A 23,772-nucleotide genomic window follows, 5' to 3' on the forward strand; every position below is an offset into this window, starting at 1 on the left:
TGGCTCAGCAATCGTTGGTTACATCTTTGATTTCTCGCGGAGTAACTTGTGATGCTGATAATCTGTTGACTAGCAGTCTGACTCCACAAGCACCCACACGAATTGCTTGATTCAGTTGTTAAAGAGCAGTGGTTGATTCTTTCGTCTCAACCGAGGCGCGCATTCTACAGCGCCTGGCGTTGCTGTCAAGCGATTATTTTAGAAGTTTTTCAAAGTTCCCCTTGGGAAACATCAACAACTTCAACCACTTGCGCTTCCGATCTCTCGTTAGCGGGAGGCGAATTCTACAGCGTTGCTCGCTGCTGTCAACACCTCTTTTTCAGCGCTTCCGGACTTCGATGAACTGAAGTCCTGCGCTGTCGAAAATCGTTTAACTCATTGAAACTCAAGGAGTTTTCCGTTTCGACTGCGCCGGAAGTGGGGCGAATTATAGACGTCTGGAATCTGCCGTCAACACTTAATTAAACTTTTGTTGCAGAGGCGGCCTTTCGACCAAGCAAGCGCGGTATCCGCCGCTGGATCGGCGGTACCCTGAGCAGCAAGAGAACGGCACCTATAGAGGCGTAGACCGCCCACTCCTTCAGGTCCGCTCGCACGATCCACAGCATGTGCAGCAGACCAAGCCCGAGAATCAGGTAGACCAGGCGATGCAGTTTTTTCCAGCGCGACCCAAGCCGGCGCTGGCTGTAGCGATTGGAAGTGACCGCCAGCACCAATAGGCCGAGGAAACCGAGCACTCCGACAATGATGTAGGGCCGCTTGCTCAGCTCAACCCCCAACTGCGACCAATCAAAGCCCAGGATGAACGCGGCATATCCAGACAGGTGCAGCACGACATACGTGAAGCACCACAACCCGAGCTGGCGCCTGACCGCGATCCACCCCGCCCACCCCGTCAGCTTCTGCAGTGGCGTCATCCCCAAGGTGATCAACAGCAGGACCAGCGTCCCCAATCCGAGCCTGTCCACCAGCACCTTGCCGGGGTCGGGCCCCAGCGCGTTCATCAACGCCTGGTAGAGCCAAACCAGCGGCCAGACTGCAGCCACAAGGAAGACGCCGACCCGCCACAGAGGAAAACGCATCAGTAGTCCTTCCTCAAATCCATCCCCGCATACAAGGAGGCCACTTCATCCTGGTAACCATTGAACATCAAGGTATCGCGAACGTTGGGGCTGAACAGACCGCTCGGCAATCGGCGTTCATGGGCCTGGGTCCAACGCGGATGGTCCACCGTCGGGTTGACGTTGGCATAGAAGCCATACTCATCGGCTGCGATGCTTTGCCAGGTGGTCTTCGGCTGTTCGCTCACCAAGCTGATGCGCACAATGGACTTCACACTCTTGAACCCGTACTTCCACGGCACCACCAAACGCAACGGCGCGCCGTTCTGGTTGGGCAGCTCGCGTCCGTACATGCCTACCGCCAGGATGGCCAAGGGGTTCATCGCCTCGTCCAACCGCAAACCTTCCACATAGGGCCAGTCGATCAAGGCAAAACCGGAGCGCTGCCCCGGCATGGCCTTGGGGTCCTGCAAGGTTTCGAAACGGATGTACTTGGCCTTGGAGGTTGGCCCGACCTGCTTGAGCAGTGCCGAAATAGGGAAGCCGATCCAAGGAATGACCATCGACCAGGCCTCGACACAGCGCAATCGATAGATCCGCTCCTCCAGTTGATAAGGCTTCATGAAGTCTTCCAGCGCATAGCGTCCCGGCTTGTCGACCTCGCCGTCCACGACCACGCTCCAGGGCTCGGTCTTCAAGGACCCCGCATTGGCTGCCGGATCCCCCTTGTCGGTGCCGAACTCATAGAAGTTGTTGTAATGGGTCGCGTCCTTGAACGGGGTGATGGCTTCGTTCTGGGCGGTCACCGCTCCCCATTGGACGGACGGCAGTTTTTCAGCGAACCAGGCCGGCGCCTTGCCAGGTTCGACATCGGCATAACGCGCGGCATCGGCGGCGCCCGCCCAGCGTGGCAGGCCACTCACGGCCAGGCCAGCCATGGACGCACCGAGCACCTGGCGACGGGAAAGATAGAAGGATTCGGGCGTGACGTCCGACTCTCGACAGTCGGACGACTTGGGGATCTTGATCAGCATGACAACTCCGCAGTATTGGAGGGCAGTTGCACCAATAGACTGCGGAGTATGGGGGAAATTACATTAAGGCAACGTTTAGCGTCGGCGAAGGCGCAGCAAATATTGAACCGGGCCGGAAGCCGCGTAGGCGAGGAAGATCAGCAGCAGAATACGGGGCGGATCGCTGAAGACCACCGCGAATACCAGCACGACCACCAGGATTGCAACGAACGGCACGCGCCCCTTCAGGTCCAGCTCCTTGAAGCTGTTGTACTTGATGTTGCTGACCATCAGCATCCCGGCTGCTGCGACCAGCAACGCCACGAGGAACGACATCTTCGAACCCTGGATGCCGTAGTCGCTGAAGGCCCAGACGACGCCCGCCACCACACCGGCGGCAGCCGGGCTGGCGAGGCCGATGAAGTAGCGCTTGTCAGCCTTGCCGACCTGGGTATTGAACCGCGCCAGGCGCAACGCTGCACCCGCTACATAGATGAAGGCGACCATCCAGCCGACCTTGCCCATGTCCCCCAGCGCCCAGCCGAACGCCAGCAAGGCCGGCGCCACGCCGAAGGCGACCATGTCGGACAATGAGTCGTATTCGGCGCCAAATGCGCTCTGGGTGTTGGTCATGCGGGCCACGCGCCCGTCCAGGCCATCGAGCACCATGGCGACAAAGATCGCGATGGCAGCGAACGCGAAATAGCGGCTCGCCCCCGCACTGTCGCCGGCACTCAATGCAGCCTGGGCACTCATGGAATTGATGATGGAATAGAAGCCGGCGAAGAGGTTCGCAGTGGTGAACAGATTCGGCAGCAGATAGATGCCACGATGCCGGACCTTACGGCCTTCAGCGTCATGGCCTTCTTCGACGTGCTCATCGATGGGCAGCAGGCTTTCGGCGTCAGGAGCCAGGTTTGGCTCGTCGGGACGTTCGCTCATGGACAATACCTTGCAACGGTGTGAAAAAATTCGACTGACGTCTGCGGCGACGGTTCGGCCGCAAACGATGCAGCTTTATACCAGAAGCCATCGCCCAAACGAAAAAACGCGGCCGAGGCCGCGTTTTTCGATCAAGCTCGCGACTCAGTTCTTGGCTTTGTCGACGATCTTGTTGGCGCTGATCCACGGCATCATCGAGCGCAGTTGCTCGCCGATGATTTCGATGCCGTGCGCAGCGTTGTTACGACGCTTGGCGGTCATCGAAGGATAGCCGGTGGCGCCTTCGCTGATGAACATCTTGGCGTATTCGCCGTCCTGAATACGTTTCAGGGCATTGCGCATGGCCTGGCGGGATTCGGCGTTGATCACTTCCGGACCGGTCACGTACTCACCGTATTCGGCGTTGTTGGAGATCGAGTAGTTCATGTTGGCGATACCGCCTTCGTACATGAGGTCAACGATCAGCTTCAGTTCGTGCAGGCATTCGAAGTAAGCCATTTCTGGCGCATAGCCCGCTTCGACCAGGGTTTCGAAACCGGCTTTCACCAGCTCGACGGTACCGCCACACAGAACGGCCTGCTCGCCGAACAGGTCGGTTTCGGTCTCGTCCTTGAAGGTGGTTTCGATGATGCCGGTACGACCGCCACCCACGCCTGCCGCGTAGGACAGCGCAACATTCTTGGCGTTGCCCGAAGCGTCCTGGTAGATCGCGATCAGGTCAGGAATACCGCCGCCCTTCACGAACTCGGAACGCACGGTGTGGCCCGGGGCCTTCGGCGCGATCATGATCACGTCGAGGTCAGCACGTGGCACGACCTGGTTGTAATGGATCGAGAAACCGTGGGAGAAGGCCAGGGTTGCGCCTTTCTTGATGTTCGGTTCGATTTCGTCGCGGTACAGCGCGCCCTGGAATTCGTCCGGGGTCAGGATCATGACCAGGTCGGCAGCGGCAACGGCGGAAGCCACGTCAGCCACTTTCAGGCCGTGGGCTTCTGCCTTGGCTACGGTGGACGAGCCTTTACGCAGGCCGACGGTCACGTCAACACCGGAGTCCTTCAGGTTGCAAGCTTGCGCGTGGCCCTGGGAACCGTAGCCGATGATGGCGACTTTCTTGCCCTGGATGATCGACAGGTCGCAGTCTTTATCGTAGAAAACTTTCATGAATTTCCTCTCTATCCGGCCGTTCAGGCCATTCGCTAATTTGGTTTAGATGCTCAGTACTTTGTCGCCACGGGCAATCCCGGTGACACCACTGCGTACGGTTTCCAGAATCGAGGCAGTGCCGATCGACTGGATGAAGCTGTCGAGCTTGTCGCTGGTACCGGTCAGTTGAACGGTATAGACGCTGGCGCTGACATCGACGATCTGCCCACGATAAATATCGGTAGTGCGTTTGATCTCGGCGCGCTGGGCGCCGGTGGCCTTGACCTTGACCAGCATCAGCTCGCGCTCGATGTGAGCACTTTCCGACAGGTCCACCAGCTTGACCACCTCGATCAGCTTGTTCAGGTTCTTGGTGATCTGCTCGATGATCTCATCATGCCCGACAGTGGTCAGCGTCAGACGCGACAAGGTCGGGTCCTCGGTTGGCGCCACGGTCAGGCTTTCGATGTTGTAGTTGCGCTGCGAGAACAGGCCCACGACGCGAGACAGCGCACCCGGTTCGTTTTCCAGAAGCAGGGAAATAATGTGTCGCATGATTAGGTACGCTCCGTCTTGCTCAGCCACATATCGCGCATGGAGCCGTCTTTGATCTGCATCGGGTAGACGTGCTCGCTGGTATCGACCGCAATATCGATCACCACCAGGCGATCCTTCATGGCGAACGCCTCCTCCATCTTCGTCTTCAAGTCTTTCGACTCGGTGATGCGTACGCCGACATGGCCATAGGCCTCTGCCAGCTTGACGAAGTCAGGCAGCGATTCCATGTAGGAATGCGAGTGACGGCTGCCGTAGCTCATGTCCTGCCACTGGCGAACCATGCCCAGTACACCGTTGTTCAGGATCACGATCTTCACCGGCAAGCCGTACTGCAGGCAGGTGGAGAGTTCCTGGATGTTCATCTGGATGCTGCCCTCGCCGGTGACGCAGGCGACGTCGGCATCCGGGAAGCTCAACTTGATGCCCATGGCCGCCGGGAAACCGAAGCCCATGGTGCCCAGGCCGCCGGAGTTGATCCAGCGATTGGGCTTGTCGAACTTGTAGTACTGCGCAGCGAACATCTGGTGCTGGCCCACGTCGGAGGTCACGAAAGCATCGCCCTTGGTCACTTCGCAGAGGGTTTCGATCACGGTCTGCGGCTTGATCATGCTGCCGTCGCCCTTGTCGTAAGGGAACAAGCCGCGATCGCCGCGCCATTCATCGACCTGCTTCCACCAACTGGCCAGCGCTTCCTTGTTCGGGGTCTCGCCGATCTCCTTGAGGATGGCGACCATTTCGGTCAGCACGCTCTCCACGGGACCGACGATAGGCACGTCTGCCTTGATGGTCTTGGAGATGGAGGCCGGATCGATGTCGATATGGATGATCTTGGCATTCGGGCAGAACTTCGATGCACCGTTGATGACCCGGTCGTCGAAACGCGCGCCAACGGCCAGGATCACGTCGGCATGGTGCATCGCCAGGTTGGCGGTGTAGCTGCCGTGCATCCCGAGCATGCCGATGAACTGGCGGTCGGAACCCGGGAACGCGCCTAGGCCCATCAGCGTGTTGGTCACCGGCAGGTTGAGCATCTTCGCCAGTTCGGTCAGCGGCGCGGAGCCACCCCCGAGGATCACGCCGCCACCGGAGTACAATACCGGGCGCTTGGCCGCCAGGAGCATTTCGGCCGCCTTGCGGATTTGCCCGGAGTGACCGCGTACGGCCGGGCTGTAGGAACGCAGCTTGGCTTTCTTCGGGAAGACGTATTCGAATTTCTCGGCCGGGTTGGTCATGTCTTTCGGTACGTCGACCACGACCGGGCCCGGACGACCGGATTCGGCCAGGTAGAAGGCCTTCTTCATGACTTCCGGGATTTCCGACGCGTGCTTGATCATGAAGCTGTGCTTCACGATCGGCCGGGAGATACCGATCATGTCGGTTTCCTGGAACGCATCGGTGCCGACCATGGTGCTGGGCACCTGGCCGGAGATGATCACCATCGGGATGGAGTCCATGTACGCGGTGGCGATGCCGGTGATGGCGTTCGTGGCGCCAGGACCGGAAGTCACCAATACCACGCCGGCCTTGCCGGTGGCACGGGCATAGCCGTCGGCCATGTGGGTCGCCGCCTGCTCGTGACGAACCAGGATGTGGGTCACTTCCGGCTCTTTGAACAGGGCATCGTAGACATGAAGGAGAGCACCACCCGGGTACCCGTAGATATATTTGACGCCTTCGTCACGCAAAAAGCGGACGAGCATCTCACCGCCAGATAAAAGCTCCACGTTGTTCACCTCTAAAACGCCAGAATACCGGCCCACGAAAGGGGACGGGTCTTAATAGGTTTACTTCTCGGCAGAGCATGAGCGACGGTGGTCGCCGACTACGTCAGCACTGACTGAGCAAGTATTGGGATCGTCCCAAGTGTTGCGGGCCTTTCCCACCCAGCGCGAGGTAACGCGTTGCGGGTGTAACAGGTCGGCGCGGATGTGCGCCTCATGATCTGCCGAGTGGGCCTGCTTCTGGCAGTCCCTCTACAGCGGACTTTGGATTCTTCTGTTTCGCCCTCTGCAAGTCAAGACGTCTATGTGCTTTATTCGAAGTAAGCGCATGAGAACGCAAGAAAAAACCTTTAAACGGCAACTGTGTTAGCTTCAATTGCGCAACCCACGACAAGGAAACAGCATGCGAATGTTCTTCTTGACGGCCAGCCTGCTGGTTGGCCTGAGCCCGATGTGCATGGCCGGCCAGGTCTACAAATGGGTGGACGCCCAGGGTGTCACCCATTTTGGCGCCCAGCCGCCCGATGGCGCAGAGACCGCCACCGTGATCAAGTCCACTCCGCCCGCCCCGGCCAAGCCTGCGGCACCGCCATCCGGCGGGGTCATTGGCGACCAGAAGGCGATCGACCAGCAAGTCAGGAAGCAGGTCGCCGAACAGGAGGCCCAGCTCAAGGCGTTCTGCGAGCAGGCCCGGACCAACCTGGCACAACTGCAGAACAACCCGAGGGTACGCGAGGACGTGGAGGGGGAAATGCGCCGCCTCAGCGAAGAGCAACGACGCCAGCGGATCGATGAGACCCGCAAGCAGATAGAAGAGAACTGCCAGTGACGACGGTCAGCTGGCGCTGCTGATCAACTGGTCGAACTGCGACAGCAGCCGCTGCAACTCGATGCCCTGCCCCGGTCGCTGGGCATAGACCATCTCCGCCATCGCCAGAATGCCGGAGGCGTTGGGCAGCGGCAGGTCATTTTCGAGGATGGCTTTCATGCGAGGCAGGAAAATCCATTGCAGCCACTGCTCGAAGTCCAGGGTGTCGACCGCGAATGGCTCGACACTGGCCAGCGCCTCGGCCGAGGGCGAGTGATCGCTCCACCAGCCCTGGACCCGCAATTCCCGCTCGATCAGCAACAGCTGATCGGCGATTTGGGGAAAACGCGTATCCATCAGAGCGAGACCTTGGCCTTCTGGCGAGCCAGGGCCGCGCCAGATGGATCGCCTTGTTTCTCACGGGCCTGGGCGATCAATTCCCACAGGCTGGCCTGAAGGGCCGGACGACCACTGGTGAAGGTCAGGCCACGCCGGGCCAGCTGTTCGGCTTGCGGCGCGTCGCCTTGGGCCATGCGCACCTGGGCCAGGCGATACAGGACCTGTGGCTCACGCGGCGCGACACGCTGGGCGCGCTCGAGGCTCGAAGACGCACCATTGAGGTCGCCACCGGCCTGCTGCTGTTGCGCCGTGGTCAGCAGGGCCAGCACCGGACCGTCCAACTGCTCATCGGCAGACAAGCCACCGGAACTGGCCGGCGGCACGCTGCTCGGCGCCGAAGGCATGCTGTAGCTGCCCTGGTCGATCGGCGAGGTCTCGATAGGCCCCGGCGTGATCGGACCCGGGGTGATCGGCGTGCTGCTGATCGGGGCCGAGGTCGTGGCGCCACCACCTGGAATCATCACGACGACACCGGAGTCACCCTGGGGAATGGCCTGGGCCTGACCTTGGACCGGACGTTTCACCGTCGTTTGCCGGAAACCGCCGTTGGCCGAGACGCGCTCACTGTTGGACACCGCAGTGCCGGAGTCGACGACCGGAATCGAACCACGTTGCACGGTAGAGCAACCACTGAGCAAAGCCACGGCCGTTACCGCTGGAATCAACCACTTGTTCACTTGAAACCCTCTTTGCTTAATTCATCCAGTCCTTGACCCAATCCATCACCGATTCGGCGGGATTCTGAGTACCGCAGGCAGCACCGGGTGGCGGCTCGCTGCCGCGAATATACGGCATCTGCACCGCACCCGGGCAATTGGCGTCGGAGCCCTGTCCCGTCCGCGAATCCACCCAGGCCTGGACGATATTGTCCGGCTGCGGCATGTCCAGCGGCAACGGGTCGGCCTTGCGCATGAAACTGGTCCAGACCTGCAACGCGCCGGTGGCACCGGTGAACGGAGTCTTGCCGTTGTCATCCCGGCCGAGCCACACCACTGCCAGCAGGTCCTGGCTGAAACCGGCGAACCAACTGTCGCGCGAATCGTTACTGGTACCGGTCTTGCCGGCCAGGGTCAGGGTCCGGGGCAGCACGTTATAGACCGAACTGCCGGTGCCTTCGCGCATGACCCGCTGCATCGCACTCTGGATCAGGTAGATGGACGCCGGATCGAAGCGCTGCTGGATCTGGAACGGATAGCGCTTGAGCGGCTCGCCGTCGGCGGTCAGCACGCTGCGAATCCCGCGCATCGGCGTGTTGAAGCCGCCGTTGGCCAGGGTCTGGTACATCGCCGCCACTTCGATCGGCGTCAGGCCACCCGCGCCCAACAGCATCGACGGGAAGGCCGGCAATTCACGGCTCACCCCCAGGCGCGCCACGGTCTTGAGCACGTTCGGCACACCGACCTCCAGCCCCAGGCGAGCCGTTGACAGGTTGTAGGAATGTGCCAGCCCCTGATACAGGAACACCGTGCCGTGGGAACGACGGTCATAGTTCTGCGGTTTCCAGACCTGGCCATCGGCCCCCTTGACCGAGAACGCCTCGTCCGACAGCCAACTGGTCAACGTGTACTGGCTGGGCTTCTCCAGGGCGGTGAGGTACACCGCCGGCTTGATCAGCGAGCCAATCGGGCGGACCGCATCCAGTGCCCGGTTGAAACCGGCGAAACTGGCCTGGCGGCTGCCGATCATGGCCTGGACTTCACCGGTTTCCGGGTTGGTCACGACCATGGCGGCTTCGACTTCATCGGCACCCTTGCGCGCGCCCAGGCGCTTGAAGGTATCGTCGACCGAAGCCTCGGCCTTCATTTGCAGGATCGGGTCGAAGCTGGTGAAGATTCGCAGGCCTTCCTCGGTCAAGTCCTCGTCACGGTAGTCTTCACGCAACTGGCGCTTGACCAGGTCCATGAAGCCGGGGAACGAGCTGTCCGCCAGGCTGCCACGCTGGGTCACGCCCAGGGGCATCTTCTTGGCCGCTTCAACCTGTTCGGCCGTCGCCACGCCTTGTTGCTGCAACAGGTCGAGCACCAGGTTGCGCCGTTCGAGGGCTCGCTCCGGATAGCGCCGCGGGTTGTAGGACGATGGCCCCTTGACCATGCCCACCAGCAACGCTACCTGGTGCAGCTTCAGCTCGGACAACGGCTGGCTGAAGAAGAACTGGCTGGCCAGGCCGAAGCCGTGCACGGCGCGTTGCCCATCCTGGCCGATGAAGACCTCGTTGAGGTACGCCTCGAGGATCTCCCGCTTGTCGTAGTGCAACTCCAACAGCAGCGCCATCATCGCTTCGGTGAGCTTGCGGGTGAGGCTGCGCTCGTTGGTCAGGTAGAAGTTCTTGACCAACTGTTGGGTCAGGGTACTGCCGCCCTGGCGCATGTGGCCCGAGGAGGTGTTGACCCAGACGGCCCGGGCGATCGACTTGGGCGAGACGCCGAAGTGATGATAGAAGTCGCGGTCCTCGACGGTGATCAGCGTATCGAGCAGGAACGGCGGCACCTGGTCGATCTTGATCAGGATCCGGTCTTCCAGGTTCTTGGGGTACAGGCCGCCGATCAGCAGCGGCTCGAGGCGCACCACCGACAGGCTGGCGTTGTTGGCACCGGTCAGCGCCGCCACGTAGTCACCGGAAAAACGCACGCGCACCGGCTGCGGCTGCTCCATGCCTTCATAGAACTGGAAGCCACGGGTGTTGAGGTCGACGGTGTTGCCATTGACCGACGCCGCGCCCGGACCATTGGCGACGCTTTCGCGGCGATAGCCCAAGGCATCCAGTTCGGTGAGGAAATCATCGCGGCTCAGCTTCTGTCCGACGAACAGTTCCAGCGGCCTGGCGTAGACCTTGGCCGGAATGGTCCAGCGCTTGCCGGAGAATTTCTCCTGGACCACGGCATCGAGGTAGACGGCGAAACCGGCGAGCACGACGAGGCCGACCAGGCTGAGTTTAAGGGCCCAGCCCAGCCAGGGCCGCAGGCGGCTGGCGGGTGGTTTCTTGGGGGTACGGGGGGATCGAGTACGAGTCATGGCGGCGGATTATACGCACTTTGCTACGGTTCAACATGAGCCCGATGGCCCGCCTGGCAACCCAGGCCAGCCTGTTTGCGTTAACCACGCTTGCCGCCATAATGACGGCCGTGAATTTTCCCAGACTCTGAAGGATCGCCCGTGAGCCAGTCCCTGATCGCCGCCCTGCAAAACCCGGCCCTCTACCCCCATCCCGTCGACGGGTTCCAGGTCATCGAGACGCATATTTCCTGGGTATTGCTCACCGGGCCCTATGCCTACAAATTCAAGAAACCGGTCAATTTCGGCTTCCTCGACTTCACCCACCTCGAGGCGCGCCAACATTTTTGCAACGAAGAGTTGCGACTCAACCAACGCCTGACCCAGGACCTGTACCTGGAGGTTTTGCCCGTGACCGGCAGCGTCGAGGCCCCGCAACTGGGTGGCGACGGCCCGGCCATCGAATACGCGCTGAAGATGCGCCAGTTTCCGCAGAGCCAACTGCTCAGCACGCTGCAGGCCAATGGCGAGCTGACCACCGCGCACATCGACGAAATGGCCGAGCAGATCGCCCGGTTCCATCTCTCCACGCCCAAGGTCCCGGCCGAAAACGCCGCCGGCACCCCGGACAGCGTGATGGCCCCGGTGCGCCAGAACTTCGAGCAGATCCGCCCGTTCCTCAGCGACAAGGCCGACCTGCTGCAACTCGAAGCGCTGCAAGCCTGGGCCGACAGCAGTTTCGAACGCCTCAAGCCACTGTTCATCCAGCGCAAGGCCGAAGGTTTCATCCGCGAATGCCATGGCGACATCCACCTGGGCAACGCCACGGTGATCGACGGCAAGGTGGTGATCTTCGACTGCATCGAGTTCAACGAGCCGTTCCGCTTCACCGACGTCTATGGCGACACCGCGTTCCTGGCGATGGACCTGGAGGACCGAGGCCTCAAGTCGTTGGCGCGGCGTTTCGTCAGCCAGTATCTGGAGCTGACCGGCGACTACCGGGGCTTGGAACTGTTGAACTTCTATAAAGCCTACCGCGCGCTGGTCCGTGCCAAGATCGCGCTGTTCAGCATGCCGGCCGAGGCCGACCCGGTGCAACGCGCCACCACCCTGCGCCAGTACCGCAACTACGCCAATCTGGCGGAAAGCTACAGCACCATTCCTTCGCGCTTCCTGGCCATCACCCACGGCGTCTCGGCAGTCGGCAAAAGCCACGTCGCCATGCGCCTGGTCGAAGCCCTGGGCGCCATTCGCCTGCGTTCGGACGTCGAGCGCAAGCGCCTGTTCGGCGAGCAGCAGGTGCCCAATGATCCACAGGTCGGCATCTATAGCAGCGACGCCAGCAGCGCCACCTATAGCCGCCTGCATGAAATCGCCGATGCCATCCTGCGCGCCGGCTTCCCGGTGGTGATCGATGCGACCTACCTCAAGCGTGACCAGCGCGATGCCGCAGCGAAAATCGCCGAGGCTACGGGTGCTCCGTTTTTGATCCTCGACTGCAACGCGCCGCAGGCGGTGATCGAAAGCTGGTTGGCGCAGCGCCAGGCCGACCAGAAAGACCCTTCCGATGCGACCCTGGCCGTGATCGCGGCCCAGCAGGCCAGCCGTGAAGCCCTGACCCCGGAAGAAATCCTCTGCAGCAAACGGGTGCAGACCAACGAAAGCGGCACGCTCGACGTCGTGGTCGCGCAGATTCGCCAGCGCCTGCCAGGGCTGTAGGAAACTATTTCGGCCGTGAGGCGACGCCCGGCTTCACGGCCGCCAAATAGTGGCACTATACTGGCGTCATAAAACCAACAGGTGACGCGACATGAGCCTTCCCAAGCTTCTCAATACCCCGCTGTACGCCTTGCTGCGCAAAGACGACATCGCCGGTTTCAACAGTGAACGCCCGCAGGGTCCGGTGGACATGCGTGGCGGCGATTTTCGTGGCCTTGACCTGCGGGAACTGAACGCAGACGACGTGGACTTCACCGACGCCTACTTCCGTTCCGCCGACCTGCGCGGGATCGACTTTCGCAAGGCCTCGCTGGAGGGCGCGAGCCTGGCTCACGCGCAAATATCCGGCGCCTATTTCCCGCCCGAGTTGTCCGCGGATGAAATCCTGATGTCGATGAACTTCGGCACCCGGCTGCGCTACCGGACCCGTTGACGACAAGGTCGCGCCTGCTTGAGCGGGTGCCTACCGGGTTGGCACCCGCACTCGCCTGCCCGAGCGCCCGACCGTCCGCTGTCATGACATCCAGCGCCCCCGCCCGCGCTGGAACAGGCTTCCCGCCGCCTCGATCGTGCGTAATGCATTAGAAGCTTTCGCAACTAATCCCACCAAAGAATCACGCTTTTCCTACTGACCGCTACACTGCTCAGAAGCTTGCCCACCGCACCGATCGGCCATCGCAAGGAGGCTCGATGAATGATGAGTTGCAACACCTGAAGAATCTGGGCAAGACCTCCGCCCAGTGGCTGCACGCCGTGGGTATCCACAGTGCTTCGGATCTACGCCGGCTCGGTGCGGTGGACGCTTATCGCGCCGTGCGCACGCGTGGCTTCCGGGCTTCCAAGGTCTTGCTGTACGCGATCGAGGGCGCGTTGCTGGACGTGCATTGGAATGACGTTCCCGCCGAGCGCAAGGAAGCCCTCAACAAGCAGCTGGACGCCATTTCGACGCGCCATAAATCCTGACGCAGTTTGCCCGGCGCAACGCCATCCCGAGGTTATTTCAGCGAATCATCAAACAATGTTTGACATGGTAATGAGAATCGCTATGATTACCACATCCGGTCGCGAGACTGGTCGATATTTGAACAGCCCTTGGTTCGGACTCTCAGATATCTCCTCATCAGGCTAATCACGGTTATTCGACCCGGCTCTTGCCGGGTCTTTTTTTGCCCGCTGAAAAATCAGCTCCCGGATTGTTCACGCATCTGCGCGCAGGCATCCTGTGGCGGCATCGCCGGGGTGTACCACACATAATCCGCCATGGCCGCGGTCACCTCGCTGCCTTCTTCGGCCAGCATCAAGACGGTTGGTTCTTCGCTGGCGCCCAGATCCAGCACGTGCAGCGGTACGCCAACGTCCTTTCGTGCATGCCAGGCTCCCGCCAGCAACAGGGCCGGCGCCGGCGCTTGCAGCAGGCGTTCGGCCATCCGCCGATCACGCTGTTGCTGCACCGCCAGCATCGCCGGCATGTGCGATTCCGGCAGCAGGCCGCAATGGGACTCGCGGATCTGTCCCAGCAACTCGTCCTTCACCGCGGCGGCATTGCTGCGAGCACCCCTCAAGGCCGGCGCCTGCCGATAGACGCGCTGGATCTCGGCGGCGTCCAGGTTGGCGGACAACACCGGATAGCCTTGTCCCAAGGCAAACTCGACTACCGGCCCATACAGGCTCCAATCCCATCCCGGCGACCAGGCCAGGGCGCCGGGCAGGTCCTTGGGCAGCGCGGTGCGTTGGCGCAGAGCATCGACCCGCGGCTGCTGCGAAGGGGTCAACATCTCCAGCAGCAAGCTGCCCTGGGGCCGCTCCTCGGCCAGGGCCTGGAGCAACCAGCGTTGCAGCGTGTGGTGGTCGCGGTTGTCGTGCCGCTCACCCACCACCGCCCGCCGTGCCACGGCCAGGCGCTCGACCAACACCTGCGGTGTCACGACCTGGCCGTTGTGCAAATCCACGATTCGCCCGCCGACCGGGGGCGGTGCAATGCTCTGGCAAGCCGCCAGGACACTCAGTGCCAACATCAGGATCAGGCGCATGTGCATCTCCTCGATAAGCCCTCAGCGGGCGATGACCAACGGATGCCCGCGTTCCGGATGGGTGTGCACCAACACCTCCAGGCCAAACACCGCCTTGAGCGGTTCCGGACGCAGCACCGCCTGGGGCGTGTCCAGGGCCACCGACCGGCCCGAAGCGAGCAGCAACAGGCGATTACAGTAGCGCGCCGCCAGGTTCAGGTCATGCAGGACCACCAGGATGGCAGCGCCGCGATCGGCAAACTCGCGCACCGCCTGCAGAATAGTGTGCTGATGCAAGGGATCGAGCATCGAGGTCGGCTCGTCCAGCAGCAACACCTGCCCCGCCTCGCCCGGCCACAGCTGCGCCAATACCCGCGCCAGGTGCACGCGCTGGCGTTCGCCGCCAGACAATGCCAGGTAGCTGCGCCCGAGCAGGTGCCCTGCGTCTGCGGCTTGCAGCGCCGAAGCGACGACCTGCTCGTCCCGTAGGCGTCCCGCCCGATGCGGCAGGCGGCCCAGGCCGACCACTTCTTCGACCCGAAAGGCGAAATCCAGGGTCGAGGCTTGTGGCAGGACCGCCAGGCGCCGGGCGCGCTCGGCGCCCGGCCAATGGGCCAGCGGTCGATCATCCAGCCACACCTGTCCCTGGGTCGGGCGCAATTCGCCACTCAACCCCGCCAACAAGGTGCTTTTACCGGCGCCGTTCGGTCCGAGCACGCCGAGCACTTCACCGGGTTCGAGCCGCAGGTCGACGTCCGCCAACACGGTGCGCGGGCCACGCCGCAGGTGCAGGTTTTGCGCACGCAACATCAGGCACGCCCTCGCAACAATAAATAAAGGAAGAACGGCGCCCCGATAAAGGCCGTGACGATCCCTATCGGCAGCTCTGCCGGAGCCAGCGCCAGGCGTGCCACCAGGTCGGCGAACAGCAGCAGGCTTGCCCCCGCCAGCACGGAAGCCGGCAGCAGCACGCGATGGTCGGGGCCCGCCACCAACCGCACCAGGTGCGGCACCACCAGCCCGATGAAGCCGATCATGCCCGCCGCCGCCACCGCCGCGCCTACGCCCAACGCAGTGCAGAACACCAGCTCACGCTTCAGCCGTTCGACGTCGATGCCCAGGTGAGCCGCCTCGGACTCACCCAGCAACAGCGCGTTGAGCGCCTGGGCCCGGCGCGGCAACCAGAGCGCCACACCCGTGCTGATCAGTAACAGCGGCCACAACCTGGCGTAGCTGGCGCCGTTGAGGCTGCCCAGGTTCCAGAACGCCAGGGTGCGCAAGGTCGCGTCGTCCGCCAGGTAGCTGAACAGGCCCACGGCCGATCCGGACAGCGCAGTCAGGGCGATCCCGGCCAAGAGCATGGTGGCGACGTGGGCCTGGCCATTGCGCCGCCCGAGGCGATAGACCAGCGCCGTGACGCCGAGCCCTCCCAGGAATGCACACAACGACAACACATAAGGGCCGAGCGCTTCGGGCAGCCCGCCCAGCGCCGAGCCGCCGACAATGGCAAACGCAGCGCCCAGGGCCGCCCCACTGGACACTCCCACCAACCCCGGGTCGGCCAGCGGGTTACGGAACAGCCCCTGCATCGCCACGCCAGACAGCGCCAGGACGCCGCCCACCGCCAAGCCGAGCAAGGTGCGCGGCCCCCGAATCTGCCCGAGGATCAGCTCAGCCTGCTCCAGGCCATCGGCCTTCACCGGCAGACCCGACAACCGCAGCGCAGCCCACAACGTGTCGGACAGCGGCAAGTTCACCGATCCCAAGGCCAGGGACAGCCAGGTCGCCAGCAGGCACAGCAGGCCCAAGCCCATGAACAGGCGGCGCGGTTTGAACACGGTCATCGTGGCCTCTTGGCTGGCGAGCGTGCGGCGCAACGCGCAGCCACGCGGGTATTCAGACGCATCAGGCTTCCTTGAAGAATGGTGCAAGGACCGGACATAAACCCGCCAGGCCAAGTATCCTCAGTCATCGCGAGAAGTCGCCATTGGATGATTGCTCCCATCTGACCGTCAAGCTGTGTGGAGCCCGCGCCACGCGCAGGCTCTGCGACCAACCTGTAGAGATCCCCATGAAGTTTCTGTGCACCACCGCCGACTTGCCTGACAACGGCAGCCGCGGCTTCGTCCTCGATGGCCGCAAGGTGCTGGCTGTGCGCCGCGCCGGCCAGGCCTACGTCTATCTCAATCGGTGCCCGCACCGCGGCGTACCGCTGGAATGGCAACCCGACCAGTTCCTCGACCCCAGCGCCAGCCTGATTCGCTGCGCCACCCACGGCGCCTTGTTCCTGATCGAGAACGGCGAATGCGTGGCCGGCCCCTGTGCCGGTCAATTCCTGGAAGCGCTAGACACCCGGGAGGATGAGCAAGGGCTCTGGATCGAATGCTAGGGGGGCCGACAGCACGGGCAACGGTCGATCGATCCACATCTGCTCGGGCGTCAGCGTGACACCGTAGGCCAGCACTTCCACGCCCGCCGCCATCGCTTCGCGCAGCGCCGCCGCGTAACCGGGGTCGATTTCGTGCGCCGGGCGCACCGCCTCGATGCCGCTCAGGTTCACGCAATACAGTTGCACCGCCCGTACACCTTGCCGGGCCAGGCACGCCAGCTCGCGCAGGTGCTTGGCCCCGCGCAGGGTCACCGCATCGGGAAACGCCGCCACGGCGGTGCCATCGAAACCCAGCGTTACACTTTTGACTTCAACCCAAGCCGAGCCATCCGCGTAGTCGAGGCGAAAATCGATGCGGCTGTTTTCCTGACCATAGGCCACTTCGCGCTTGAGCCCGACAAATCCGTTCAATTCGCTGATGACCCCGCCACGCAGGGCCTCTTCGACCAGGCTATTGGCCCGCGCGGTGTTGATGCAGGCCAGCCGTCCCTGCGGGGTTTCACCTATTTCCCAGGTGCCCGGCAGCTTGCGCTTGGGGTCGCTGGACCGGCTGAACCAGACCCGCGCACCGGGCGCCATGCAATTGAGCATCGAGCCGGTGTTGGGACAGTGAATAGTGAGCAGTTCGCCCTGAACGGTCTCGATATCCGCGAGAAAACGCTTGTAACGTCGAACCAGGCGACCTTCTTCCAGCGCAGGAGAAAAACGCATCAGCCTTGCCAGCTCCGCAGCCCACGTTCGATGCGCGTCACCGCTTCCTGCAGTCGCTCCAGATTCTGGGTGTAGGCGAAGCGCACATGGTGGCCGGCCTGGTGGCGGCCGAAATCCAGGCCCGGAGTGAAGGCCACGTGTTCGGTTTCCAGGAAGTGCTGGCAGAACGCGAACGCGTCGCCGCCGAAGGCGCTGATGTCGGCGTAGAGGTAGAACGCCCCTTCCGGCTCCACGGCAATCCCGAAACCCAGCGCCCGCAGGGCCGGCAGCAGGAAATCGCGGCGCAAGGCGAACTCGGCCCGCCGCTGCTCGAAGATCTCGATGGTGGCCGGTTCGAAGCAGGCCAGCGCCGCGTGCTGGGCCATGCTCGGCGCGCTGATGTAGAGGTTCTGCGCGAGCTTTTCCAGCTCGCTGACAGCCGCCGAGGGCGCCACCAGCCAGCCGAGCCGCCAGCCGGTCATGCCGAAATACTTGGAGAAACTGTTCAGGACAAAGGCGTCGTCATCGACTTCCAGCACGCTGGCGGCGTCGGTGCCGTAGGTCAGGCCGTGATAGATCTCGTCCACCACCAGGTGGCCGTTGTGCCCCTTGATGGCCTTGGACAACCCCGCCAGCTCGTCCCGGGAAAGAATCGTCCCGGTCGGATTGGCCGGCGACGCCACCAGCGCGCCGACGCTGTCCTGGTCCCAGTAGCGGTCCACCAGGTCCGGCGTCAGCTGATAACGCACGTCCGGGCCCACCGGTACCAACTGCGCCGCGCCCTCGACCAACCGCAGGAAGTGGCGGTTGCACGGGTAACCCGGATCGGCCAGCAGCCAATGCTTGCCCGGGTCCACCAGCAGGGCACTGGCGAGCAGCAATGCGCCCGAGCCGCCCGGCGTCACCAGGATGCGTCGCGGATCGATCTCCACGCCATGGCGCTGGGCATAGAAACCGGCGATGGCCTCGCGCAACTCGGGAATGCCACGGGCGGCGGTGTAGCGGGTCTTGCCCGCGGCCAGCGCCGCCTGGCCGGCCTGGATGATCGGCTCGGCAGTGGTGAAGTCCGGCTCGCCGATCTCCAGGTGGATGACATCGTGCCCGGCCGCCTGCAGTTCGTTGGCCCGGGCCAGCAGCGCCATCACGTGGAACGGTTCGATGGCGCGGCTGCGCGCACTGTAGGGCTGAGCCATTAGCCTTCCTTACAAGGTCAAAAGAACCGATTCTACCCAACTCTCTCCACAAGTCAGAAACAACGGCGGGAACGCAAGCGAACCCCAGGCGGTCTGAGGCCGTGGATTGCAGGAAATGACTCCGGCGATTGGCCCAGGCTTGACTAGAATCAAGCATTGAGCAGGATGACCTTTGCACCGAACCGAACCCGGCCCTGGGCTGCGAAGCCCCGCCCGCCGCAGGCTCGACAACCGGGAGTAGCGCGGCCCGATTCGATCTGGTAAGTTCGCCCGCTTGCAGCCGCAGGGCCGGCAGGTGTCGGTGATGGAGCAATCCTGCGTAGTGGATTACAAGAGTAGAGGCGGTCCATTCATGCCCACCCAAGCAAAGCAGAATCAAAATCAGTCGCTCAGCGGGTTTGAGCCGTACGTCCCGCAAGCGGGCGAAGAGTACATGGGCGCCCCCATGCGCGCGCACTTCACCAAGATCCTGAACAAGTGGAAACAGGACTTGATGCAGGAAGTCGATCGCACCGTGGATCACATGAAAGACGAAGCGGCCAACTTCCCCGACCCGGCCGACCGTGCCAGCCAGGAAGAAGAATTCAGCCTCGAACTGCGCGCCCGTGACCGTGAGCGCAAGCTCATCAAGAAAATCGACAAGACCCTGCAACTGATCGAAGACGAAGAGTACGGTTGGTGCGAGTCTTGCGGCATCGAGATCGGCATCCGCCGCCTGGAAGCCCGACCGACCGCCGACCTGTGCATCGATTGCAAGACCCTGGCGGAAATCAAGGAAAAACAGGTCGGCAAGTAATTGCCCGGGCTGTGATGAAAACGGAGCGTTCATACGCTCCGTTTTTTGTTTCCGACATGCACATTGGAACATCGGATACCCGATACCTTGTGGCGAGGGGATTTATCCCCGTTGGGACGCGAAGCGGCCCTGAAACCTACCCCCTCGGTGCATCAGGCGTTTGGGTCTGCTTCCGCAGCCCGACGGGGATAAATCCCCTCGCCACAAGACCGTGCCTGACTTAAAAAAGTAACAATTGCCCATGACTGCTGCCTCCTCCTACATCGGCCGCTTTGCCCCCACCCCCAGCGGCCACTTGCATTTCGGCTCGCTGGTCGCCGCGCTGGCGTCGTACCTGGACGCCCGGGCCGTGGGCGGGCGCTGGTTGTTGCGCATGGAAGACCTAGACCCGCCCCGGGAAGAACCCGGCGCCCAGGCGGCGATCCTGCGGGCCCTGGAAAGCTACGGCTTTGAATGGGACGGCGAAATGGTGCGCCAGAGCGAGCGTCACGAGGCCTACCAGCAGGTGATCACCCGGCTGCTCAGCCAAGGCCTGGCCTACGCCTGCACCTGTTCGCGCAAGCAGTTGGAAGCGTACCAGGGCATCTACCCGGGGCTCTGCCGCAATGCCGGGCACGGCACCGAGGACGCCGCCATCCGCGTGCGCGTGCCGGAGCTCGAATACCACTTCAGCGACCGGGTCCAGGGCGAGTTCCGCCAGCACCTGGGCCGCGAGGCGGGTGACTTCGTGATCCGCCGCCGCGACGGGCTCTACGCCTATCAACTGGCCGTGGTGCTGGACGATGCCTGGCAAGGCGTGACCGATATCGTGCGTGGCGCCGACCTGCTGGACTCGACGCCGCGCCAGTTGTACCTGCAAGAACTGCTCGGGCTGCCCCAACCGCGCTACCTGCACGTGCCGTTGATCACCCAGCCCGACGGGCACAAACTGGGCAAATCCTACCGTTCACCGCCGCTGGCGGCCGACCAGGCCACGCCGCTGCTGTTGCGGGCCCTGCGCGCATTGGGCCAGCAACCGGGGCCCGAACTGGCCGACGCCAGCCCCCGGGAACTGCTGGCCTGGGGCATGCGCCACTGGGAGGCGGGCAGGATCCCGCGCACGCTGAGCCTGCCGGAAGCGCAAATCCGTTGACGGCCCTTGCAGCCTGGCGCCCATCCGTTACCATCGCCGCACGTTTTCGGGCACGTGCACCCATATAGAGAGGCCGGGATGTACATCTATCGCTTGGTCCTGCTGCTGGTAGTGGGGATTTACCTGTTTTCCCCGGCCATCATGGATTGGTGGATCGATGCCACGGGTGCCTGGTATCGACCGTATCTGCTATGGCTGATCCTGATTGTCGTGACCTTCATCCTGCAGAGCCAAAAAGATGCCGATGAGCTTTAGCCTGACCCAGATGATCCTGATCAGCGCCGCCTACCTGGCCGTGCTGTTCAGCGTGGCCTGGGTCAGCGAACGGGGCATGATCCCCCGGGCGATCATCCGCCACCCGCTGACCTATACCTTGTCGCTGGGCGTCTACGCCAGCGCCTGGGCGTTCTACGGCACGGTCGGCCTGGCCTACCAGTACGGCTATGGCTTCCTGTCCAGTTACCTTGGCGTATCCGGAGCGTTCCTGCTGGCGCCGGTGCTGCTCTACCCGATCCTGAAAATCACCCGCACCTACCAACTGTCATCGCTGGCCGACCTGTTCGCCTTTCGTTTTCGCAGCACCTGGGCCGGCGCGCTGACCACGATCTTCATGCTGGTCGGGGTATTGCCGTTGCTGGCCCTGCAAATCCAGGCCGTCGCCGACTCCATCAGCATCCTGACCGGCGAACCGGTGCAGCACCGCGTGGCGCTGAGCTTTTGCGGCCTGATCATCCTGTTCACGATTTTCTTCGGCTCCCGGCACATCGCCACCCGTGAAAAGCACGAAGGCCTGGTGTTCGCGATCGCCTTCGAATCGGTGATCAAGCTGATCGCCATCGGCGGCGTCGGCCTCTATGCGCTGTACGGTGTATTCGATGGCCCGCAGCAACTGGAAGTCTGGTTGCTGCAGAACCAGACCGCCCTCGCCGCCCTGCACACCCCGCTGCAGGAAGGCCCATGGCGCACGCTGCTGCTGGTGTTCTTCGCGTCGGCGATCGTCATGCCGCACATGTACCACATGACCTTTACCGAAAACCTCAATCCGCGCTCGCTGGTCAGCGCGAGCTGGGGCCTGCCGCTGTTCCTGCTGCTGATGAGCCTGGCGGTGCCGCTAATCCTGTGGGCCGGGTTGAAACTGGGGGCCAGCACCAACCCCGAGTACTTCACCCTGGGCATCGGCCTGGCGGCCAACAGCAAGGCCCTCGCCCTGCTGGCCTACGTCGGCGGCCTGTCGGCGGCGAGCGGCCTGATCATCGTCACCACGCTGGCGCTGTCCGGGATGGCCCTCAACCACCTGGTGCTGCCGCTCTACCAGCCACCGGCCGAAGGCAACATCTACCGCTGGCTGAAGTGGACGCGCCGGGCGTTGATCGTGGCGATCATCATGGCCGGCTACGGCTTCTACCTGATACTGGGCGACGGCCAGGACCTGGCGAACCTGGGCATCGTCGCCTTCGTGGCCACCTTGCAATTTTTGCCCGGCGTGCTGTCGGTGCTGTACTGGCCGACCGCCAATCGCCGCGGTTTCATCGCCGGCCTGCTGGCGGGCATCCTGGTGTGGCTGGTGGCGATGCTGTTGCCGCTGATGGGCAACCTGCAGGGGTTCTACATCCCGCTGTTGAACATGATCTACGTGCTCGACGACACCAGCTGGCACATGGCAGCCATCGCCTCCCTGGCGGCGAACGTTCTGATGTTCACGCTGATCTCGCTGTTCACCAACGCCAGTAGCGAAGAAGCCAGCGCCGCCGAAGCCTGCGCGGTGGACAACGTCCGCCGCCCGCAGCGGCGCGAACTGCACGCCGCCTCGCCCCAGGAGTTCGCCACGCAACTGGCCAAGCCCCTCGGCGCCAAGGCCGCACAGAAGGAAGTCGAGCAGGCCTTGCGCGACCTGTACCTGCCCTTTGACGAACGTCGCCCGTATGCCTTGCGGCGCCTGCGCGACCGGATCGAAGCCAACCTGTCCGGCCTGATGGGCCCCAGCGTGGCCCAGGACATGGTCGAGACGTTCCTGCCCTACAAGGCCGGCGGCGAAAACTATGTGACCGAGGACATCCACTTCATCGAAAGCCGCCTCGAAGACTATCACTCGCGCCTCACCGGCCTGGCCGCCGAACTGGACGCCCTGCGCCGCTACCACCGCCAGACCCTGCAGGAATTGCCGATGGGCGTGTGCTCCCTGGCCAAGGACCAGGAGATCCTGATGTGGAACAAGGCCATGGAAGAACTGACCGGGATCGCCGCCCAACGCGTGGTCGGTTCCCGCCTGAGTACCCTGGGCGAACCCTGGAAAGGCCTGCTGCAAGGCTTCATCGACCTGCCAGACGAACACTTGCACAAGCAGCACCTGGCCCTCGACGGACAGACCCGTTGGCTGAACCTGCACAAGGCGGCGATCGACGAGCCGCTGGCGCCCGGCAACAGCGGCCTGGTGCTGCTGGTGGAAGACCTGACCGAAACGCAGATGCTCGAAGACAAGCTGGTTCACTCCGAACGCCTGGCCAGCATCGGCCGGCTGGCCGCCGGGGTAGCCCACGAGATCGGCAACCCGATCACCGGCATCGCTTGCCTGGCGCAGAACCTGCGTGAAGAGCGCGAGGACGACAGCGAACTGACGGAGATCAGCGGCCAGATCCTCGAACAGACCAAGCGGGTGTCGCGCATCGTCCAGTCGCTGATGAGCTTTGCCCATGCCGGCGGCCACCAGCACAACGACGAGGCCGTCTGTCTGGCCGAAGTGGCCCAGGATGCCATTGGTCTGCTGGCCCTTAACCGACGCAATTTCGAAGTGCAATTCTTCAACCTGTGCGATCCGGATCACTGGGTCGACGGCGATCCCCAGCGGCTTGCCCAGGTGCTGATCAACTTGCTGTCCAACGCCCGTGACGCCACGCCGGCCGGCAGTGCGGTACGGGTCAAGAGCGAAGCCAGCGAACACACGATCGACCTGATCGTCGAAGACGAAGGCAGCGGCATCCCACAGAACATCATGGACCGATTGTTCGAACCTTTCTTCACCACCAAGGATCCTGGCGAAGGCACCGGTCTGGGCCTCGCACTGGTCTATTCCATCGTTGAAGAGCATTATGGACAAATCACCATCGACAGCCCGGCCGATGTACAGAGCCAACGCGGCACCCGTATCCGGGTGACCTTGCCGCGTCATGTCGAAGCGACGTCCGCTGTGAACTGAGACCGTCGAGAGAAT

General features: G+C 62.9%; 23 protein-coding genes. 9 read left to right on the top strand and 14 right to left on the bottom strand.

What is annotated here, in order from left to right:
- Positions 1 to 461: 461 nt before the first annotated feature.
- From msrQ to Q6A48_RS17540, 6 genes are all read right to left on the bottom strand, one after another.
- Positions 462 to 1,082: a protein-methionine-sulfoxide reductase heme-binding subunit MsrQ gene (msrQ, locus tag Q6A48_RS17515; RefSeq protein WP_304555410.1), complete on the bottom strand. Its 621-nt coding sequence runs from the start codon at positions 1,080 to 1,082 to the stop codon at positions 462 to 464.
- Positions 1,082 to 2,095 carry a protein-methionine-sulfoxide reductase catalytic subunit MsrP gene (gene msrP / locus Q6A48_RS17520; protein WP_304555412.1) on the bottom strand — a complete coding sequence of 338 codons (1,014 nt, stop codon included), beginning with the start codon at positions 2,093 to 2,095 and terminating at the stop codon, positions 1,082 to 1,084. Before msrP ends, msrQ begins: the two co-directional genes overlap by 1 nt.
- A gap of 75 nt (positions 2,096 to 2,170) precedes the next feature.
- On the bottom strand, positions 2,171 to 3,016 hold the full coding sequence (gene pssA / locus Q6A48_RS17525; RefSeq protein ID WP_304555413.1) for a CDP-diacylglycerol--serine O-phosphatidyltransferase: 846 nt from the start codon (positions 3,014 to 3,016) through the stop codon (positions 2,171 to 2,173).
- A gap of 144 nt (positions 3,017 to 3,160) precedes the next feature.
- Positions 3,161 to 4,177, bottom strand: coding sequence for a ketol-acid reductoisomerase (gene ilvC / locus Q6A48_RS17530; protein WP_042728776.1), 1,017 nt, complete (start codon positions 4,175 to 4,177; stop codon positions 3,161 to 3,163).
- A gap of 45 nt (positions 4,178 to 4,222) precedes the next feature.
- On the bottom strand, positions 4,223 to 4,714 hold the full coding sequence (gene ilvN, locus Q6A48_RS17535; protein ID WP_003205610.1) for an acetolactate synthase small subunit: 492 nt from the start codon (positions 4,712 to 4,714) through the stop codon (positions 4,223 to 4,225).
- A 2-nt stretch (positions 4,715 to 4,716) separates the two neighbouring features.
- Positions 4,717 to 6,441, bottom strand: coding sequence for an acetolactate synthase 3 large subunit (locus Q6A48_RS17540; RefSeq protein WP_304555415.1), 1,725 nt, complete (start codon positions 6,439 to 6,441; stop codon positions 4,717 to 4,719).
- Positions 6,442 to 6,841: 400 nt separating this feature from the next.
- On the opposite strand from Q6A48_RS17540, the gene Q6A48_RS17545 reads away from it, so the two are divergent.
- Positions 6,842 to 7,267, top strand: coding sequence for a DUF4124 domain-containing protein (locus tag Q6A48_RS17545; RefSeq protein WP_369811710.1), 426 nt, complete (start codon positions 6,842 to 6,844; stop codon positions 7,265 to 7,267).
- Positions 7,268 to 7,273: 6 nt separating this feature from the next.
- On the opposite strand, the gene Q6A48_RS17550 is transcribed toward Q6A48_RS17545, so the two are convergent.
- From Q6A48_RS17550 to mrcB, 3 genes are read right to left on the bottom strand one after another with little or no spacing between them, the layout of a single operon-like run.
- Positions 7,274 to 7,603 (bottom strand): YqcC family protein, encoded by a 330-nt coding sequence (locus tag Q6A48_RS17550; RefSeq protein WP_304555416.1) that lies wholly within the window; start codon positions 7,601 to 7,603, stop codon positions 7,274 to 7,276.
- Positions 7,603 to 8,322: a tetratricopeptide repeat protein gene (locus Q6A48_RS17555; RefSeq protein ID WP_304555417.1), complete on the bottom strand. Its 720-nt coding sequence runs from the start codon at positions 8,320 to 8,322 to the stop codon at positions 7,603 to 7,605. The genes Q6A48_RS17550 and Q6A48_RS17555 overlap by 1 nt, the downstream gene beginning before the upstream one ends.
- 16 nt (positions 8,323 to 8,338) lie before the next feature.
- A complete protein-coding gene (gene mrcB, locus Q6A48_RS17560) occupies positions 8,339 to 10,657 on the bottom strand; it encodes a penicillin-binding protein 1B (RefSeq protein WP_304555418.1) in 2,319 nt (772 codons plus the stop codon).
- A gap of 141 nt (positions 10,658 to 10,798) precedes the next feature.
- Between mrcB and Q6A48_RS17565 the strand changes: the two genes are divergently transcribed.
- The 3 genes from Q6A48_RS17565 (at position 10,799) to Q6A48_RS17575 (ending at position 13,318) form a co-directional block, all read left to right on the top strand.
- On the top strand, positions 10,799 to 12,355 hold the full coding sequence (locus Q6A48_RS17565) for a bifunctional aminoglycoside phosphotransferase/ATP-binding protein (RefSeq protein WP_304555419.1): 1,557 nt from the start codon (positions 10,799 to 10,801) through the stop codon (positions 12,353 to 12,355).
- Between the two features lie 91 nt (positions 12,356 to 12,446).
- Positions 12,447 to 12,788, top strand: a complete 342-nt coding sequence (locus tag Q6A48_RS17570; protein WP_042728782.1) for a pentapeptide repeat-containing protein — start codon at positions 12,447 to 12,449, stop codon at positions 12,786 to 12,788.
- 257 nt (positions 12,789 to 13,045) lie between these two features.
- Entirely contained in the window at positions 13,046 to 13,318 is a 273-nt protein-coding gene (locus Q6A48_RS17575) for a TfoX/Sxy family protein (protein WP_304555421.1), read from the top strand.
- A gap of 218 nt (positions 13,319 to 13,536) precedes the next feature.
- Here Q6A48_RS17575 and Q6A48_RS17580 read toward each other — a convergent pair whose 3' ends face one another.
- From Q6A48_RS17580 to Q6A48_RS17590, 3 genes are read right to left on the bottom strand one after another with little or no spacing between them, the layout of a single operon-like run.
- The gene (locus Q6A48_RS17580) at positions 13,537 to 14,385 is read right to left on the bottom strand and encodes a ChaN family lipoprotein (protein ID WP_369811711.1); all 849 of its coding nucleotides are present in this window, start codon (positions 14,383 to 14,385) and stop codon (positions 13,537 to 13,539) included.
- A 21-nt stretch (positions 14,386 to 14,406) separates the two neighbouring features.
- On the bottom strand, positions 14,407 to 15,171 hold the full coding sequence (locus Q6A48_RS17585; RefSeq protein ID WP_440137893.1) for a heme ABC transporter ATP-binding protein: 765 nt from the start codon (positions 15,169 to 15,171) through the stop codon (positions 14,407 to 14,409).
- Between the two features lie 2 nt (positions 15,172 to 15,173).
- On the bottom strand, positions 15,174 to 16,157 hold the full coding sequence (locus Q6A48_RS17590; RefSeq protein ID WP_304555504.1) for a FecCD family ABC transporter permease: 984 nt from the start codon (positions 16,155 to 16,157) through the stop codon (positions 15,174 to 15,176).
- 278 nt (positions 16,158 to 16,435) lie between these two features.
- On the opposite strand from Q6A48_RS17590, the gene Q6A48_RS17595 reads away from it, so the two are divergent.
- The gene (locus tag Q6A48_RS17595; RefSeq protein ID WP_304555424.1) at positions 16,436 to 16,753 is read left to right on the top strand and encodes a Rieske (2Fe-2S) protein; all 318 of its coding nucleotides are present in this window, start codon (positions 16,436 to 16,438) and stop codon (positions 16,751 to 16,753) included.
- Here Q6A48_RS17595 and sfsA read toward each other — a convergent pair.
- The gene (gene sfsA, locus Q6A48_RS17600; RefSeq protein ID WP_304555425.1) at positions 16,709 to 17,464 is read right to left on the bottom strand and encodes a DNA/RNA nuclease SfsA; all 756 of its coding nucleotides are present in this window, start codon (positions 17,462 to 17,464) and stop codon (positions 16,709 to 16,711) included. The two genes, Q6A48_RS17595 and sfsA, sit on opposite strands and share 45 nt — an antisense overlap.
- Complete coding sequence (locus Q6A48_RS17605; protein ID WP_304555426.1) at positions 17,464 to 18,636, bottom strand: pyridoxal phosphate-dependent aminotransferase; 1,173 nt, start codon at positions 18,634 to 18,636, stop codon at positions 17,464 to 17,466. The genes sfsA and Q6A48_RS17605 overlap by 1 nt, the downstream gene beginning before the upstream one ends.
- Before the next feature lie 352 nt (positions 18,637 to 18,988).
- Between Q6A48_RS17605 and dksA the strand changes: the two genes are divergently transcribed.
- The 4 genes from dksA to Q6A48_RS17625 all read left to right on the top strand — a co-directional run bounded on the left by dksA (position 18,989) and on the right by Q6A48_RS17625 (position 23,757).
- Positions 18,989 to 19,432: an RNA polymerase-binding protein DksA gene (gene dksA, locus Q6A48_RS17610; RefSeq protein WP_003205639.1), complete on the top strand. Its 444-nt coding sequence runs from the start codon at positions 18,989 to 18,991 to the stop codon at positions 19,430 to 19,432.
- A 241-nt stretch (positions 19,433 to 19,673) separates the two neighbouring features.
- Entirely contained in the window at positions 19,674 to 20,564 is an 891-nt protein-coding gene (gluQRS, locus tag Q6A48_RS17615) for a tRNA glutamyl-Q(34) synthetase GluQRS (RefSeq protein ID WP_304555427.1), read from the top strand.
- A 78-nt stretch (positions 20,565 to 20,642) separates the two neighbouring features.
- Positions 20,643 to 20,819 (top strand): hypothetical protein, encoded by a 177-nt coding sequence (locus tag Q6A48_RS17620; RefSeq protein WP_003176118.1) that lies wholly within the window; start codon positions 20,643 to 20,645, stop codon positions 20,817 to 20,819.
- Positions 20,803 to 23,757 (top strand): sensor histidine kinase, encoded by a 2,955-nt coding sequence (locus Q6A48_RS17625; RefSeq protein ID WP_304555428.1) that lies wholly within the window; start codon positions 20,803 to 20,805, stop codon positions 23,755 to 23,757. Before Q6A48_RS17620 ends, Q6A48_RS17625 begins: the two co-directional genes overlap by 17 nt.
- Positions 23,758 to 23,772: the final 15 nt, after the last annotated feature.

The sequence above is a fragment of the Pseudomonas citrullilanati genome (assembly GCF_030580855.1).
Taxonomy (GTDB): Bacteria; Pseudomonadota; Gammaproteobacteria; order Pseudomonadales; family Pseudomonadaceae; genus Aquipseudomonas; species Aquipseudomonas citrulli.